Origin of the sequence: Rhodococcus sp. 1168 (genome assembly GCF_002091955.1) — a bacterium.
GTDB lineage: Bacteria > Actinomycetota > Actinomycetes > Mycobacteriales > Mycobacteriaceae > Rhodococcoides.
The window spans coordinates 26,632-43,208 of record NZ_MKKY01000083.1 but is presented as its reverse complement, the minus strand read 5'-3'; the positions used below and the strand labels follow the sequence as shown (position 1 = coordinate 43,208).

Genomic DNA, 16,577 nt, shown 5'->3' with positions numbered 1-16,577 from the left:
TCGCAACCACACGAGGGGTATATGTAAAAAGATATCCCACCCGTTACTCTCCGCCCACCCAGGGCGCAGTGGGGAATATGGGCCGGAAAAATGTTGGAGCCCCATGAAGTGGGCATCGTACAAGGTTATTGGTTGTTCTCGATGACGACCTCCGACGGCTGTTTGTCTTCACGAATTCCACGCCAGCTCGGATGACGAAAATGCATGGAGTCGGTCCATTCGTAGAAGCGCACTTCGGCGACGAGAGTCGGTGTGGTCCAGACGGCTTCTTTCCGGTCTGCGGTGGGAAGTTGCTCGGAAAATGGTGATACGTCGGTCTCGAGCGGAGCCAACCGCTCACTCAGCTGCTCCAGCGCGCGGTCGCTGAAACCGGTTCCGACGCGGCCCAGATATCGAAGCCCGTCAGGCCCGGGCGTACCGACCAACAGTGACCCAGGGCCGCCTGCGCGACGCCCGCGGCCGCGTCGCCAACCGCCGATGACCACCTCCTGGGTCCGCCAGTTCTTCGTTTTGATCCAGGTCTTGGCGCGCTTGCCCGGCTGATAGATCGAGTCGGTTCGTTTCGCGACGACCCCCTCCCAGCCGCGTCGGACGCTCTCGGCGAGTGCCTCTTCGGCCGTGCCGGTCAGTTGCTCCGGCACGAGCACCGACTCGAGTCCGGTCGTCAGTAATTCCAGTAGGCGTCGCCTGTCGGAGTACTTCTTTTTCACCAGCGACGTGCCGTCGAGATGCAGTAGATCGAAGGCGATAAAGCGCACTTCCCGACCCGAACTGTTCTGTAGTAATTCGAAGCTTGTAATTCCGTCGGCGTCGAATACAACAGCTTCGCCGTCGAGAATGACATCGTGGTCTGCCAGTTCGGCGGCCAACGTAGAAAGCGAAGGAAAGCGTGCGGTGAGGTCGTTTCCGGTCCGCGATACGAGCTTCATTTCTCCGTGGGCACACCGTGCGATCACGCGGAATCCGTCCCACTTACCCTCGAACGTCCAATCTCCGTCGGCAAGGTCGGTGATGTCACCCGCCGTGGCGAGCATCGGCGCGATATCTACCTTGACCGGAGCTGCATCCTTCATCAGATGCATGAGCCACTGATCGCCCTTGGTGCGAATCAGCGCATAGCGACCCCTGGCCTTATCGCCATGCAAGACGACAATCACCTCGTTCTCGCGCCACTTCTCCAGCTCGTAGGTGCCGCTGTCCCAGATGGACACCTCGCCGCCCCCGTATTCGCCCTTGGGGATGCTGCCCTCGAACGATGCATATTCGAGCGGGTGGTCTTCGGTGCGTACGGCGAGGCGGTTCTTCACCGAGTCCTCGGGAATGTTCTTTGGCACCGCCCATGAGACCAGGACGCCGTCGTGTTCGAGTCGGAAGTCGTAGTGCAACCGTCGAGCATGATGCTCTTGGATGACGAACGTGTCACCGTTCCCCGTCCGCTCGGTACTCTCCGGTATCGGTTCCGGGGTCTTTGCGGCGCTGCGTTTGTTCCGGTAAGTGGTCAGCTTGTCCGGCTCGGAGTGTTCGATCGGTGGATCCAGCTCCGCGAGTAGGTCACCGTCGCGGCGGTAACGATCGAGGACTTCCTCGAAACGTAGCTGCCTCAGCCCTCGCGACTCGAGTTCTTCCCACGATCTCGGGGCCGCGACGGTCGGCTCAGCACGACCTCGAAGCGAGTACGGCGCAACGGTCGTCTTCTTCCCGTTGTTCTGCGACCAATCCACGAATACGCGGCCGGTGCGTTTGGCCTTCGCCATCGTCGCCGTCACGCGATCAGGCGATCGATCCTCCAACAACGTTGCCACACGCTTGGCGACCGTTGACGCACCAGAGGACGTCAGCGGCTTCTCCAATGGCACATAGAGGTGTATCCCCTTGCTCCCGCTGGTGACGGGAAACGCCCGGAATCCGATCTCGGAAATCATGTCTCGAATCTCGCATGCGATCTCGGCGCATCGGTCCAGATCGACATCGTCGCCGGGATCGAGGTCGAACACCATCCTCGTGGCAAGGCCGGGTGCTTTCCCGTCGAATCGCCATTGCGGAACATGCGCCTCGATCGCGCCTTGCTGGCCGAGCCACGCTAGATCGGCGGCGTTTGAGAAAAGGGGGTATGTCACGACGCGATCGGAGTGCGAGATCTCGCGTCTATCGAGCCAGTCCGGAGCGGAAGCCGCAAGATTCTTTTCGAAGAACGAGGACTGTTCGACGCCGTTCGGCCAACGTTTCCGGGTGACCGGTCGGCCGATGATGTGTGGGAGCATTGCCGGCGCAATGCTCGTGTAGTACTCGATGACCTGGCTTTTGGTGGTGCCTGTACTCGGAAACAGCACCTTGTCGAGATTTGTTACCGAGACTTTCCGACCTGCGATGTCGAGCGTCGCCATGCGCTCAGGCTAACGGTCGCCAGCGGCGCCGCGAGGCACTTGTGCCAAGCTCGAAGCATGGCAAAGATCAGCGTCTCGGTAGAGATGCCCGAAGATCCGCAAGGCGCATGGAACAAAGCGTCGGCGCTCGACAGGTTCGACGAGTGGATGACAATTCACGGTGGCTGGTGCGCTCCGCCCCCCAAAGTGCTCGGCAAAGGCACCGAGGTGGAGTCCCTCGTCAAGGTCAAAGGCTTCAAGAACACGATCCGTTGGACGTTCACCGAGTTCGATGAGCCCAAGCTGATCGAGATGTCGGGAACCGGCAAAGGCGGCATCAAGATTTCGCTGACCATCCACGTCCGCAAGCATCGGAGCGGCTCGAAACTGACGCTCGAAGCCTACTTCGGTGGGGGAGTGCTCTTCGGGCCGGTCGGCAGTGTCGTCGCGCGGGCTTTGGGCTCCGATGTCACCAAGTCGGTGGCGAACCTCGCCGCGTTACCCGCCTAGACCCCAGCGTTGCGGGTGCGACGCAGCCACCACAGGCCGGCAATCGGAAGAATCACCGGGATGAATACGTATCCCTGCCCGAAGTGTGACCACACGGTCGCATCGGGGAAATCGTCGGGCTGAAGGTAGCTGAAGGTGCCGACGGCCAACACTCCGACCAGCTCGATGATGCAGGACACCATCACCACCCGTCGCGAGGCCTCGGTTGCTCGGGCGAGCCCGACGGTCGCGATGATGTAGACCACCGCTGCCACCGCCGACAAGATGTACGCGAACGGGGCTTCGTCGAAGCGCGTTGTCAGCTGGACCAGAGATCTCGATGTCGCCGCGACCGCGAAGACGGCATAGACCGCAATGAGGAAGCGGCCGAAACCGGTACGAGTTGCCTGTTTGAGGCTGTCGTCTTGGGAGGTATCAGGCATATCCGGCCCATATCTGGCTCAGGCGCAGCACCATGGCTGCGAGGGTGAGGACGGCGACGAGCAGAACTGCTGTGCCGCCGCGAGAACGATCGCCCAGCGACCACCACGTGCCGATCGGAAGTAGCAGCAGCAAGCCGATCAGATACGCGCCGAAGGTGAGACGATGAATCTCGCGATCACTGGTGAACATCGCGACAAATCCGATGATGGCCTGCGCGAGCACCACTACCTCGGTCGCTGAAATGGTCCAGAAGAGCGCGCGATCTGCTCGGTTCTTCAACAGCACCGGGCTGTTCGAAACAAGTTTGACGGCAACCCATACGCCGACGACCAGTGACATCGCATACAACAGGCCGCTGACGGCGCCGATCATCTTTGTTCCTCTTGGTTACTGGCGAGTGGTGCGGACAGACCCCAGGGTATCCGCCCGTGGACGCCTACCTTTCTTTCGGCTGATCGTCCGTGCTTCTGCGCAGTGCATGCGGCTTGAGTTTGTGGAAACCACGCACCCGCAGGGATCTGATGGCTTTGAGATGGAACTCCGAGTCGCCGTCGAGCATCTCGGTCATCGCGGTGTCCACCAGAATGGTTCCCGGACGTGCCGAACTGGTCAATCTGGCAGCTATGTTGACCACCGAGCCGTACAGGTCGCCGTACCGGGCGAGCACCGATCCCCACGCCAGACCGATACGGAGTTCCGGCATGTCCTCGTGCGCGTCGAACGCATGCTGGAGATCGAGTGCGATGTGCGCCGCATCCTCGGCGCTCTGCGCACTGAACATGACCTCGTCGCCGACATTCTTGATGACGGATCCGCGGCCACGGGCAACGATGTCCGTGGCGATGGACTCGAACTCTTCGAGCAGTGTCGTCAATTCGTCGATACCGAGGCGTCGGGTCAGGCTGGTGTAACCGACCATGTCCGCGAATCCGACGGCGAGGATGCGGCCGGAGGTTTCCTCGGTCGGGCCGGTGACGGACCTGCCAGCAGTGGCAGCCAGATGTCGGCGCCAGGTGTAGGACTGCAGAGCTTCCAGGGTGGGAACCGTTTGAGCTGCAATGGATCTTGCGTCACGTCTGATCACGTCGAGGTCGGTGGGATCCTCGCCGTCGGAATGAATGGTGATTCGGTCGAGAATGTGGGAATTCACCACGGCCACTTGCCATTCAGCGAGCCTGGACATCGACTGCCCGAGAGTGCGCGCGATGGCGACCTCCATCTCCGGCTTGATCACTTTCTGCTCGGTGAGGGTCGTGATCAGTCGCAACGCATCGAGATCGGCATCGGTGTACACGACCGCGGAGGGGTCGGTGTGGACGGGAAAACCCATCGCGATCCACAACTGCACCACCCGCTCGAGCGGAAGGCCCGACTTTTCGGCGATATCGGATCGCGTGTACTTCCGCTCGCCACCGAGAAGAGTCTTCTCGATCTCGGTCTGCACAAGCGAACTGATCTGATTTTCAGTCATATCCCAGCGTTCTGTCGAAATACGATCGAACCTCGTCGATGTAGGAGTCGAGCTTGTCCGGGTCCCAGCCCGTGGTCGGAATCGGTTCGCCGACGGTCACCTTGACGGTACCGGAGTGCGCCGTGAAGTCCTTCTTCCACATCACGTCACCGGCGTTGTGGATGACGATGGGAACGATCGGAACCTCGGCCTGCATCGCCAGATGGAAGCCACCCTTCTTGAAGCGTCCCAATCTCGAGGTGGGCATGCGAGTGCCCTCGGGCGCGATCGCGACCGAGATACCCGAATGCAATTTCTCGATGGCGGGGAGCAGCGCTTCACGCGCCTTGGCCGGATCGCCTCGATCGATGTAGGCGACGTCGAAAATCATTCCGAGCAGGGCAAACCGGGGATCGCGCTCGAGTTCGCGCTTGGCGACGGCGGTGATGTCCCGGCGCAGAATCGAGGTGACGATCAGTGAATCGGCCGCGCTTTGATGATTGAACATGAACACTGCGGGCCGCGCGGACCAGGCGTTCTCGGTGCCGGTGACGTCGAGCTTGATGCCGGCAAGCGTCAAGGCGATGTCCGGTGCGACGGTGGAGGTGATGTTGGCGCCGGTCCGCCGACTGCGCGTGAGGATGCCGAGCCCGATGCCGATGCCGGCGCTGGCGATCACTGCCCCCATCGCAGCGGTGCTGCGAACTGCCGATGTGAGATCGGTTCCACGTCTAGGGTTTTCGAGGTGCAATATCGGCCACCCCGCCTTCTTTGCATAACGGTCGAGCTCGGCGTCAGGGTTCAACGCGACCGGCCGTCCGGCTTCGAGCAGCATCGGGACGTCCTCGCCGCCGTTCGAGTAGACGAAGCACTCGGCGAGATCGAGGTTCTCGCGCTCGGCGTAGTCGGTGACAGCTTTGGCTTTTCTCGGTCCCCACAACGAATTTCCGACCAGCTCACCGGTCAGAACCCCGTCGGTCACGACGGGCGTCGTGCACAACAACTCGTCGAACATCATGTCTTCTCGTACCGGGATCGCCTGGTACGGAGTCGCCGACGTCGCGATGATCAGCCGATGGCCTGCATGCCGGTGTGCTTCGACGAGAATGCGAGCCTGCGGGTAGATCATCGGCGCAATCTCGTTGCGGAACAACGTGTATGCCTGCTCCATCAGGTCTTCTTCGAGGCGACCTTCCAGGCCCTTGACGGCCTTGCCCATCAAATTGTCGACGGGGGAGTTCCGCATTCGCATTTCGACGACCGCACTCGAGATTTCCCACAGTTCACGCACTGTCACATCGAGCGTCTTCAGTCGTTCCAGGAACACGGCTTTGGCAGAAAAGCCGTTGATCAAGGTGCCGTCGAGATCGAAGAACGCTGCAGTGTCCGGTCCCGGGGGCGCCTCAGCGATAGCTGTCAACTGATCGGCCAGCTGAATCATCAGCCCTCGTCTCCAGGTTCGACGCTGTTCGGGGTGTCACCGCACGGTGAGCCGTCCGGTGAGTTGATCGGGTCGACCTCGTTCAACTGTCGACGAGCCATGTCGCGAATCAACCTGGCTTTGCGTGCCCATTCGTTGATCTCCCGGGCGAAGTCGCGTCGGCACTGCGCCACATCTTCACCGGCGGGATCTATGAGGTTGCGGTTCTCGGCCAATTGCAGAGCGGTGTCGAACAATTCACCGGAAATGGACTCACTGTGGTCGAGTTGCTGTCGCAGTCGGCGGGTCTGAGCGGCACCCAAGCATTGGGCGACGAAGACCGCCTTGTCGAACTCCGCATCCACTGGCAGCAACATCAACTGATCGGCAACGACCTGATACGCCTCCATGATCGGCTGCAGAACGCGGTGCGCGAGGTGCAAGTCCTGTAATTGTAGTTGTTGCACTGCGTAATCAGGGTCGAACAGGGTGGCCCGCCAATTCGGATCGATGAGTTCGACTTCGGTCTCGAGGCGTTTGCCGAACTCTTTCTTGTCACCGAAGAAGAATTCGAACTTCAGCAGGTCTCGCAGTGCGAGGGCAGCCGCCCACATCGACTCCGGCGTCGATGCCGTAGTTTGCCCCTGATCGGGCAAGACGACGAGTTCGCCGATCGCCCGCATCACGAAATAGTGAATTGCGTTGTTGCGGAAGAATGCTGCAACCAGATGTTTGTCCTGGGCAAGGTAGAACACAGGCTCCGGGCCGTCGTCGAACCTCCTGACGACACCCGCCGCGACCTGCGCGACGACAGCCGCGCGGACCACATCGACCTCACTGATATCGACGTTACCTGCGGTGGGTAACCCGCGCCGGTGGATGTACGACGCGAGGGGGGCGATGATGGCCCACATCTCGTGCACGTTCAAAGCTCGGTCTTCGATTCCGAGTAGTGCCATCGTCACCAGTGCCGCCGGGGTGACCGGCGTCGAATTGTTGATGGCGTGTGCGACGTTGATGGCGATCCGCTGGACCGCGACACGCTTGTCCTCGCTGGCATCGACGATGGACCGGACAGAGATCGGCTCGCCGAACGTCAGGTACACGTTTCCGCGTAGTTTGCCCTGCGCGCGAATATATCCGAGCATCATTCGGATTCCTTCGGCCTGCTTCTTCGCTCCATGCGATTCCGCGGCCATGGCACCGACCTCGTGCAAGCGGTCGTAGGTAATCGAGGTCGGAACCAGATACACATCCTCGGCGTCGCTGTTCTCGAGTGCGTCGACGAGGTAGGTGAGCAACCCGAACCGCGGCGGCCGCAATTTGCCCGTCCGGCTGCGTCCGCCTTCGATGTACCACTCCAGGTTGAATCGCTTGCTCAGCAGAAAACTCATGTACTGACGCAGCGTCCACTTGTAGATTTCGTCGGAGAACTTACGTTGGATGAGCACCACGCCACTACGTTTGGCGATCGGGCCCAGTGGCCAGAATCCGACGTTGATTCCGCCCATCACGTGATTGAGCGGGAGTCCCTCGGCGAGCAGCGCGGGTCGAAGGACCAGAGGATCGAGATAGGAACGATGGTTCGGGAGGAAGACCAGCGGATAGTTCTTGTTGAGCTCGCGGACTTTCTGCAACTTCGTTCGATCGACGTCGACGCGATATGCCCGCGAGAAGTATGCGCCGAGCGTCCCCCACATTTCCACCGCCCGCCGTGTCTCGGTGGCGACCATTTCGTCCAGGATCCCGTGGACACGGCGCTCGACGTCGGTAAGGTTTTCGCCGACCCTTTCGGCGAGTTCTTTCATCCCGTCGTGGAACTTCTTCTGCTCGGTCATGTCCTCGACGACGAAGCGCGGGATTTTGTACTCGGAACCGATCACGTCGAGTTCGGCTCGATCCAGCGTGAGGCTGGCCTGCCTGCGAATGAAGGAGGACAGCGAGGTTCCGCCTACTCGATCGAACCTTGCCTGCAACTCGCTGAGCGTGGCGGGCTCGCCGACCAAGACGGCCGAATGATCAGGGTCGTCAGCGGTGACCCATCGCTGCCACGCCTTGGTGGGCATGGAGTTTCCGCGCGGTGCGAATGTCCGGTACAGGATCCCTCGACGTTTCTTCTCTGTCAGCGTCACTCTCAGCGGCACGAGAAGTGGGTCTCCGGCGATGCCGCGGACGGTGTCCGCGACTTGCTGCGATGCCTCTCCTGACAGAACGACCGACGGTGTACGTCGGGCGCCTTCCTGTGTCGTCGCATCGATCCACTGGTTCAACGCTTGCACCTCGAGTGTCGAGGCAGCGTCCAAGAGGTAGACCTGCTGAACGTCGTGTGACTTCTGTATTCGCGATTCGACGTGGTCCACCGAAATACTCCTGTTCCGCACCTCGTTACAGGTACGAAAGTCAGGCTACTCGGAAGCGCTGGTCGATCAGGGGGTTTCCGATCCCGCGACCCCGCGCCCGACGTCACCCCAGCCCGAGCAGTGCGCAAGAATGGCCGACGACTTCCCGGCCCGGTGCAGTACTGCCCGAGTTTGTGGGACAGTATTCGCAAACACTTTCGAGAGAGGCTGCTTGGATGCCACCGCGTAGACGATCGCCGAAGACCGACGCACTCACGCCCGAAAACCTGGAGAGCCTTGCCGCCGCAGTCGCCGAGGGACGGCGCGCCACCGTGTACCTTGTCGAGGCAACGCCGAGCCTCGGACTCCCCGAAGGTACCTCGGCCAAGGTCGTGTCCGTCGACGGCAACACCGTCACCATCTCGCCAAAGGGCGTCAACGACGAGCTTCCGTTCGAGGCCGAGGAACTGCGGATGACGCGCAACCCGACGTCAGGGGCCACCAAGGCGACGCCCCCGGCCACCGAACCTGCCCCGGTGAAGGTCGAGATAGCCGAGTGGACCGAACCTGTCGCACCCCCCAAACCGGTCAAGGCTGCTGCTGTGAAGCCGACAACGACACCGACACCAGCGCCGTCGCGACCCGTCGCGGCTCCGAAGCCACCTGCAGCGCGCAAGGGCAAGAAGGGCCCCGACAGCCTCAGCGTCACCATCCATGCCGGCCCGGACAACGACTGGTCGGTGACGGTCACGCACGGTGCTCGTCGCCCGGGCAAGGCGCAGCCGGTGTCGCCGGAGTCGGTCTCGCGTGCCGTCCGTGAACTGGGCGACGACGCGGTCCGCGACGCCGTCGAAGCCGTTATTTCACATGCACGCGAGGAAGCAGCACAACGCGTGGCAGAACTGAGCCAGCAACTCGAGGTGGCACGATCGACGCTGGCTGCGCTGGAGCAGAAGGATGCGGAGTAAGAACGAATTTTCCCACGCACTCGTCCATCGGTGCTTCTTATTGCTAGTGTCTGCGGACACCGCTGGAGAGGGAATACATTGTTGAAGAAGTTCATGCTGGTCGTCGTCGCGGCCGCCGCCGTTGCAGCCAGTGTCGGGGTAGGTACCGCATCTGCTGCAGCTCCGGCGGTTCTGGGAGGGGGCTCCGGAATCATCGTGGGTAACGCTGCCGAGTGCACGCTCACCACGATCGGTAACGACGCAGCAGGTCGCCTGGTCGGCATTACCGCTGGTCACTGCGGTGGAGCGGGCGCAACAATCACGGCCGAGGCCAACACCGACGCCGGAGTCGTAGGGCATATCGCGTTCTCGAACCCGGAATACGACTACGCCGTCATCGAGTTCGATCGCGCGAAGGTCATCCCGGTCAACCACATCGGCAACGTCACCATCACCCGTGTCGGGCCTCCGACGGCGTTCCCCAACATCGTCTGCAAAGAGGGCCGCACCACCGGCAACACGTGCGGTATCGCGTACGGAGACATCCTGCAGTCCCAGGAAACCTGGTCGCAGCTGTGCGTCGTCGAAGGTGATTCGGGAAGTCCGGTCGTCGTGGGTACAACGCTGGTCGGCATGGTCAACGCCTACCTCGGTGTCGCCTGCTTCGGACCCGAGGTCGGCACCAATATGGATGCGATTCTTCGTCACATCAGCGCAGGAAATGCAGTAGGAACCGGGTTCAGCCCGATTCCCTAGCGCACCCGTTTTGCCCGAGTGGGCCATCGCGACGGTTTCGACTGTTGCGATGGCCCATTTGTGTTTCGCCGCCACTGCTTCAATGGCACATTCATACGATCAGTTGGCTTGGGGTGGCCATTCAAGCGATCGGGTGGCCGCCGCAACCCGCCGGCCGCCGCAACCCGCCGGCCGCCGCAACCCGCCGGCCGACGAACCCGCCGGCCGGCGCGAGAAACTAGATCAGGACGGCACCCTGGGATGCCGAGCCGACGAGTTTGGCGTACTTCGCCAGCACACCGCGCGTGTACCGGGGAGGTAGTGGCGCCCAACCCTCCTTGCGCTTTTCGAGCTCTTCTTCGTCGACGAGCAGGTCCAAGGTGCCTTTCCCGACGTCGAGGCGAATCTGGTCGCCGTCGCGTACGAAGGCCACTGGGCCGCCGTCGACGGCTTCGGGTGCGACGTGGCCGACGCAGAGGCCTGTGGTGCCTCCGGAGAAGCGGCCGTCGGTGAGCAGCAGGACGTCTTTGCCGAGGCCAGCGCCCTTGATGGCGCCGGTGATGGCGAGCATTTCGCGCATACCTGGGCCGCCCTTGGGGCCTTCGTAGCGGATGACGACGACGTCACCTGCGGCGATGGTGCCGTCTTCGAGGGCGTCCATTGCGGCGCGTTCACGTTCGAAAACCCTTGCAGTGCCGGTGAATACGTCGGAATCGAATCCGGCGGATTTGACGACGGCGCCCCCGGGGGCGAGGGAGCCCTTGAGGATGGTGATGCCGCCGGTCGGATGGATGGGCTTGTCGAGTGCGCGCAGCACCTTTCCGTCGGGGTCCGGGGGTGCGATGTGAGCGAGGTTCTCGGCCACGGTCTTTCCGGTGACGGTGAGGCAGTCGCCGTGCATGAGCCCCGCGTCGAGCAGTGCTTTCATGACCACTGGGACGCCACCGATGGCGTCGACATCGGTCATGACGTGCTCGCCGAACGGCTTGACGTCGGCGAGGTGTGGAACTTTGGCACCGACTCGGACGAAGTCGTCGAGGGTGAGTTCGACTTCTGCTTCGTGGGCGATGGCAAGTAGGTGCAGCACGGCGTTGGTCGATCCGCCGAAGGCCATGACGACAGCGATCGCGTTCTCGAATGCTTCCTTGGTCATGATGTCGCGTGAGGTGATTCCGCGTCGGAGGAGTTCGACGACGGCTTCACCGCTTGCGTGGGCGAAGCCGTCGCGGCGACGGTCCGGCGCGGGCGGGGATGCGCTGCCCGGCAGGGACATGCCCATGGCTTCTGCGGCACTGGCCATCGTGTTGGCGGTGTACATGCCGCCGCAGGCACCTTCGCCGGGGCAGATTGCGCGTTCGATGGTGTCGACATCAGCGCGCGACATCAGTCCGCGTGAGCAGGCACCGACGGCTTCGAACGCGTCGATGATGGTGACCTGGTGCTCGCTGCCGTCGGACAGCGTTGCGAAGCCGGGCAGCGTGGAACCGGCGTAGAGGAAGACGCTGGCAAGGTCCAGTCTTGCGGCCGCCATCAGCATGCCGGGCAGTGATTTGTCGCAACCGGCGAGAAGTACCGATCCATCGAGTCGCTCCGCGCTGACGACGGTCTCGACGCTGTCGGCGATCACCTCGCGGGATACCAGCGAGAAGTGCATGCCTTCATGCCCCATGGAGATGCCGTCGGACACCGAGATGGTGCCGAATTCGAGCGGAAAGCCGCCGGCGGCGTGGACGCCGACCTTCACGGCTTTGGCGAGGCGCTCGAGCGAGAGGTTGCACGGGGTGATCTCGTTCCACGACGACGCGACGCCGATCTGAGATTTACCCCAGTCCTTGTCACCCATCCCGACGGCTCGAAGCATGCCGCGCGCAGCGGTCTTCTCCAAACCGTCCGTGACGTCTCGGCTACGCGGCTTGACGTCCGGTGACTGTTTGTCCGAATAATCCTGCGGGGTCGACATGACACTCCTGACCTGTTTGCGTGGATAGGGGGCTGTTATCCAAGGGCAAGCCTAAACCTGCTGTCGCGGAGTCACCGCCGGGGACGACACGTCGCAATGTGGGAGGCAGTCGACGGATTCGGGATCGGCGCGACGCTCGCCCCTGATCATCGCCGCCGCGACGATCGCCCCGAGGACGAGTAGGCCAGCGCAGATGATCATTGCGGTATGAAAACCGGCGGAGAATACGGCGGGGTTGTCGTAGTCCACACCCGAGATACCGGCGAGCCCGGGCAGTGCGGCGACGGCCAACAGTTGGCTGGTTCGCGCGAGGGCATTGTTGACCCCGGAGGCGGTACCGGCCCGATCGGAGGAGACGGCGCCGAGTACAGCGCCAGTCAGTGGCGCGACGAGCAACGACAGCCCGAGACCGAACACCAGGACGGCGGGGAAGACTTGGAGGAGATAGGTCGAGCCTGGTTCGATGCGGAGCATCAGTAGCAGGCCGACCGCTGCGACGAGTGGCCCGATCGTCATCGGCATCCGCGGACCGATGCGCTGGGCCAGGCGGCCGGTGCGAGAAGAGAGGGTCAGCATGAGAATGGTGATCGGCAATGTTGCGACACCGGCTGCGATCGGTGAGTAGTTCAACGCCAGTTGTAATTGCAGTATCAGCAGGAAGAACACTCCCCCCAGCGCCGCGTAGACAGCCAACGTGACGAGGTTGGCCGCGAGAAAAAGTCTGGAAGCGAACAGTGACGGCGGAACCAGTGGGTTCTTGGTTCGCAGCTCGATGACGACGAAAACTGCGAGTGCCACGACGCCGAGGCCGACGAAGATCCACAACGATTCGATGAACCCGAAGGTGAGTAGCCCGAGTGCGAGCGCGACGACGGCGGCGCCGGGGAGGTCGAGCCGACCGTGTGCATTCGGGTCGCTGCTTTCCGGCACGTGCTTGCGCGCGACCCATACGACGACGATGGCCAGCGGAATGTTGAGCATGAACACCGAACGCCATCCGGCAATTTCGACGAGCCACCCACCGAGCAGTGGGCCGACGGCCGATGCGACGCCGCCGAGCCCGGACCACAGACCGATTGCGGCACCGCGATCGTCGGAGTGAATCGAGGCCGAGATGAGAGCAAGACTGCCCGGAGTCAGTAGCGCGGCGCCGACACCCTGGACGAGCCGGGCAGCGATCAGCACCTCGATGTTCGGGGCGAGTCCGCACAGAATCGACGCGAGCGCGAACCAGACGGTGCCCCACAGAAACACCTTTCGACGGCCGAGCCGATCGCCCAGTGCGCCGCCCAACAGAATGAGCGACGCGAGAGTCAGCGTGTATCCACTGATCGTCCATTGCAGCCCGGAGACACCGGATTCGAGATCCCGAGCGATGTCCGGCAGGGCGACGTTGACTACGGTGCCGTCGAGCATCGCCAGCGAGGAACCGAGGACGGTGGCGGCGACGATCCAACGTCCCCGCGAGGACGCCAGTGGAACCGACGCTTCAGCGCTCACGTGCGAAGTCTGGCACTGATCGCTGCTCGCGACACGCGCAATTCGAGCTAAAGATCCTCGACGCAGACGATGAAGTTGCGCTCATCGTAGGCGTAGCCGCTGGTGGCGGGATCCGAGCAGTCGTTCACCTCGGTAGTGCCGGGCAAGATTTCGACGACTCGGACCGTCTCTGTGCCGGGACTCGCGCAGTCGGCTCGAACAGGGTCGTCACCGGAGACCTCCATGCACCCACCGACCGCCCAGTCGACGTCGAGGCACAGTGCCCCCTGTTCGACGCCTCGTAAGGTTTCGTAGTAGTACTGGTCGGCGTCGCTGATGCACTCGTCACCGGAAGGCGCTTTCGCGATCACCTTGTAGTTGGACGAGGGGCTGCCGCACGTCGCGTTGTCGATGTCGGCATCGTCGAATGTGCCACCGAGTTCGACGCACTCGCCGATCTCTACGTCGATGTCGATGTCGATGTCTTCCTGAGCGGGAGGGGGCCTCGATGTCGTTGCTGTCGTGGGATTCGGACCGGCGTCGGCGGCCGGAATCGCCCGAGGAGTGATTTCGGAGCTACAGCTCGCAACGATCAACGTTGCACACGCCAAGGCGGCCGACACCGCGAGGTAACGGCGGGCGACGCCACGAAGTGAACGGTGTGACGAAGTCATGTTCTTGGATCCTGAATTCTTTCGAGTGAACTTCGAACGCGGTCCGGTAAAAGTATCCGACGACCCGGCGAAGTGACACCCTGCCGATCTTTTCCACGTGATTGTCGGTGGTATGAGGCAAGATCGACCAGGTGGAACTACCTCTCGCATGGCCTCTCCAGCCGATGCTCGCCAAGGCGGCCAAGGCGGTGCCCAAACAGCCTGAAGAGGGGGACGCCGAATGGTCGTACGAGCCGAAGTGGGACGGCTTCCGCTCCATCATCTTCCGCGACAGGGACGAGGTAGTTCTCGGCTCACGAGGCGGCAAGGATCTCGCGAGATATTTCCCAGAGTTGGTCGACGCAGTGCGCCGCGAACTGCCCGATCGGATCGTCGTCGACGGCGAGATCGTGGTGCCGCGTGAGATCGACGGTCGGACTCGACTCGACTGGGATGCACTGTCGGAGAGAATTCACCCGGCCGACAGTCGAGTAAAAATGCTGGCGGAGAAGACGCCGTCGATGTTCGTGGGGTTCGACCTTTTGGCGCTCGGCTCGACGGATATGACGGGTGAGCCGTTTCGCAGCCGTCGCGCACAGCTTCTCGAGTCCGTCGTGGGTGGCACCCAATGCCAGGTCACCAGTGCCACCGACGATGCGGCCACTGCCGAGGATTGGTTCGAACGATTCGAGGGTGCCGGCCTCGACGGTGTCGTCGCCAAGAAGCTCGACGGCCTGTATTTGCCGAACAAGCGAGAGATGATCAAGATCAAGCATGCGCGTACGGCAGACTGCGCTCTCGTCGGATATCGAGTTCACAAGTCGGGTAAGGGAATTGGCTCGCTACTGCTCGGCTTGTACGACGGCGATCAGCTTCGGATGATCGGTGGTGCTTCGGCGTTCACCGACAAGCGACGGGTGGAATTGCTCGACGAGCTCGCGCCGCTGCGCGTAGGGGAGGATGTCGTCTCCGACGCGCAGGCGAACAGATGGACGTCGAACAAGGATCGGAGCTGGGTGCCGCTTCGAATAGAACGCGTCGTCGAAGTTGCCTACGACCAGATGGAGGGTGAGCGGCTTCGGCATGCGGCGAGATTCCTTCGGTGGAGACCGGACCGGGACCCTCTCTCGTGCACGTACGAGCAGTTGGAGGTCCCGGTGCGGTACGACGTTGCCGATGTCATCGCGGGAGGTTACTGAGATGGCCGCGAAGACGCCCCCTGCGTTCGTGGATGCGGGTGGACGTGAAGTACGGGTGTCGAGCCCCGACCGCGTCATCTACGAGGCAACCGACCGGACTCCGGCGATCACCAAGTTGGCGGTGTGCAAGTACTTCGCGGCGGTCGGTGAGCCGCTTCTGCGGGCCGTCGGCGCTCGGCCGATTGCCATGGAACGGTGGCCCGACGGCTTTCGTGAGGGCATGAGGCTTGCGCTCGGGCCGCAGGACAAGGAGGGTGACGGCTTCTACCAGAAGCGACTGCCCAAAGGCTCGCCCGAATGGATCGAGACAGTGAAGGTCACTTTCCCGAGTGGCCGTACGGCAGACGAATTGTGTCCGAATGAATCAGCTGCGCTGGTGTGGGCCGGGCAGATGGGCACGCTGACATTTCATCCATGGCCGGTGCGAAAGCCGGACCTGGACCACCCCGACGAAATTCGGCTCGATCTGGATTTGCAGCCTGGTACGACCTTCGCCGATGCACAGCGGGTGGCGGAGGTGACTCGCGAGCTGTTGGCCGAACTCGGTCTTCGTGGGTATCCGAAGACAAGTGGTAACCGGGGGATCCATATCTACGTCCGCATTCGGCCGGAGTACACGTTCGAGCAGGTACGACATGCCGCTATCGGACTAGGTCGCGAGCTGGAACGGCGTGACGAGGGTGTGACGACAAGATGGTGGAAAGAGGAACGCGGCGAGCGCATCTTCCTCGACTACAACCAGAACAATCGAGACCGAACCATCGCGAGCGCGTGGAGTCTTCGGGCTCGTCCGGGAGCGCCGGTGAGTACACCTTTGACCTGGTCGCAGTTGGCAGCCGTCACCGATCCTCGTGACTACAACATCACGACCGTCCTGGGACACCTGGAGGACGGGGACCCGTGGGAGGACATGGATTCCCAGGCGTACTCGCTCGAGCCTCTTTTGGAGCTGTGGGAGACCCTGCCTGGTGGTGAGCTCAATTTTCCGCCCGACTACCCCAAGATGCCCGGTGAACCGCCACGGGTGCAGCCGTCGAAGAAAGTTGCCGAACATTGGGACGAGCAGGGTAACCGCGTCGAATGAGTGCCGGTTATCGAA

At 62.3% G+C, this 16,577-nt stretch carries 14 protein-coding genes; 5 read left to right on the top strand and 9 right to left on the bottom strand.

Annotation, left to right across the window (positions count from 1 at the left end; translation table 11 throughout):
* Window positions 1-125 precede the first annotated feature (125 nt).
* Window positions 126-2,384: an ATP-dependent DNA ligase gene (locus tag BJI47_RS19025; protein ID WP_088945214.1), complete on the bottom strand. Its 2,259-nt coding sequence runs from the start codon at window positions 2,382-2,384 to the stop codon at window positions 126-128.
* A gap of 57 nt (window positions 2,385-2,441) precedes the next feature.
* On the opposite strand from BJI47_RS19025, the gene BJI47_RS19020 reads away from it, so the two are divergent.
* Window positions 2,442-2,873, top strand: coding sequence for an SRPBCC family protein (locus BJI47_RS19020; protein WP_088945213.1), 432 nt, complete (start codon window positions 2,442-2,444; stop codon window positions 2,871-2,873).
* Here BJI47_RS19020 and BJI47_RS19015 read toward each other — a convergent pair.
* The 5 genes from BJI47_RS19015 to BJI47_RS18995 form a co-directional block, all read right to left on the bottom strand.
* Window positions 2,870-3,295 (bottom strand): hypothetical protein, encoded by a 426-nt coding sequence (locus BJI47_RS19015; protein WP_088945212.1) that lies wholly within the window; start codon window positions 3,293-3,295, stop codon window positions 2,870-2,872. The genes BJI47_RS19020 and BJI47_RS19015 overlap by 4 nt on opposite strands.
* Window positions 3,288-3,668, bottom strand: a complete 381-nt coding sequence (locus tag BJI47_RS19010) for a hypothetical protein (protein WP_088945211.1) — start codon at window positions 3,666-3,668, stop codon at window positions 3,288-3,290. Before BJI47_RS19010 ends, BJI47_RS19015 begins: the two co-directional genes overlap by 8 nt.
* Before the next feature lie 64 nt (window positions 3,669-3,732).
* On the bottom strand, window positions 3,733-4,767 hold the full coding sequence (locus BJI47_RS19005) for an adenylate/guanylate cyclase domain-containing protein (RefSeq protein WP_088945210.1): 1,035 nt from the start codon (window positions 4,765-4,767) through the stop codon (window positions 3,733-3,735).
* Window positions 4,760-6,187: an HAD-IB family hydrolase gene (locus BJI47_RS19000; protein ID WP_088945209.1), complete on the bottom strand. Its 1,428-nt coding sequence runs from the start codon at window positions 6,185-6,187 to the stop codon at window positions 4,760-4,762. The genes BJI47_RS19005 and BJI47_RS19000 overlap by 8 nt, the downstream gene beginning before the upstream one ends.
* A complete protein-coding gene (locus BJI47_RS18995; RefSeq protein WP_088945208.1) occupies window positions 6,187-8,526 on the bottom strand; it encodes a glycerol-3-phosphate 1-O-acyltransferase in 2,340 nt (779 codons plus the stop codon). The genes BJI47_RS19000 and BJI47_RS18995 overlap by 1 nt, the downstream gene beginning before the upstream one ends.
* Before the next feature lie 215 nt (window positions 8,527-8,741).
* Between BJI47_RS18995 and BJI47_RS18990 the strand changes: the two genes are divergently transcribed.
* Together BJI47_RS18990 and BJI47_RS18985 are read left to right on the top strand one after the other, a co-directional pair.
* Window positions 8,742-9,473 carry a DUF6319 family protein gene (locus BJI47_RS18990; RefSeq protein ID WP_088945207.1) on the top strand — a complete coding sequence of 244 codons (732 nt, stop codon included), beginning with the start codon at window positions 8,742-8,744 and terminating at the stop codon, window positions 9,471-9,473.
* 78 nt (window positions 9,474-9,551) lie between these two features.
* Window positions 9,552-10,208, top strand: coding sequence for a peptidase S1 family protein (locus tag BJI47_RS18985; protein ID WP_088945206.1), 657 nt, complete (start codon window positions 9,552-9,554; stop codon window positions 10,206-10,208).
* A 217-nt stretch (window positions 10,209-10,425) separates the two neighbouring features.
* Here BJI47_RS18985 and ilvD read toward each other — a convergent pair whose 3' ends face one another.
* The 3 genes from ilvD to BJI47_RS18970 are packed head-to-tail and all read right to left on the bottom strand — an operon-like array spanning window position 10,426 to window position 14,300.
* Window positions 10,426-12,147 (bottom strand): dihydroxy-acid dehydratase, encoded by a 1,722-nt coding sequence (ilvD, locus tag BJI47_RS18980; RefSeq protein ID WP_088945205.1) that lies wholly within the window; start codon window positions 12,145-12,147, stop codon window positions 10,426-10,428.
* Window positions 12,148-12,198: 51 nt separating this feature from the next.
* Window positions 12,199-13,647, bottom strand: a complete 1,449-nt coding sequence (locus tag BJI47_RS18975; protein ID WP_088945204.1) for an MFS transporter — start codon at window positions 13,645-13,647, stop codon at window positions 12,199-12,201.
* Window positions 13,648-13,694: 47 nt separating this feature from the next.
* On the bottom strand, window positions 13,695-14,300 hold the full coding sequence (locus BJI47_RS18970; RefSeq protein ID WP_088945203.1) for a hypothetical protein: 606 nt from the start codon (window positions 14,298-14,300) through the stop codon (window positions 13,695-13,697).
* Window positions 14,301-14,431: 131 nt separating this feature from the next.
* On the opposite strand from BJI47_RS18970, the gene BJI47_RS18965 reads away from it, so the two are divergent.
* Together BJI47_RS18965 and BJI47_RS18960 are read left to right on the top strand one after the other, a co-directional pair.
* Entirely contained in the window at window positions 14,432-15,478 is a 1,047-nt protein-coding gene (locus BJI47_RS18965; protein ID WP_088945202.1) for an ATP-dependent DNA ligase, read from the top strand.
* A gap of 1 nt (window position 15,479) precedes the next feature.
* Entirely contained in the window at window positions 15,480-16,562 is a 1,083-nt protein-coding gene (locus BJI47_RS18960) for a DNA polymerase domain-containing protein (RefSeq protein ID WP_088945201.1), read from the top strand.
* Window positions 16,563-16,577: the final 15 nt, after the last annotated feature.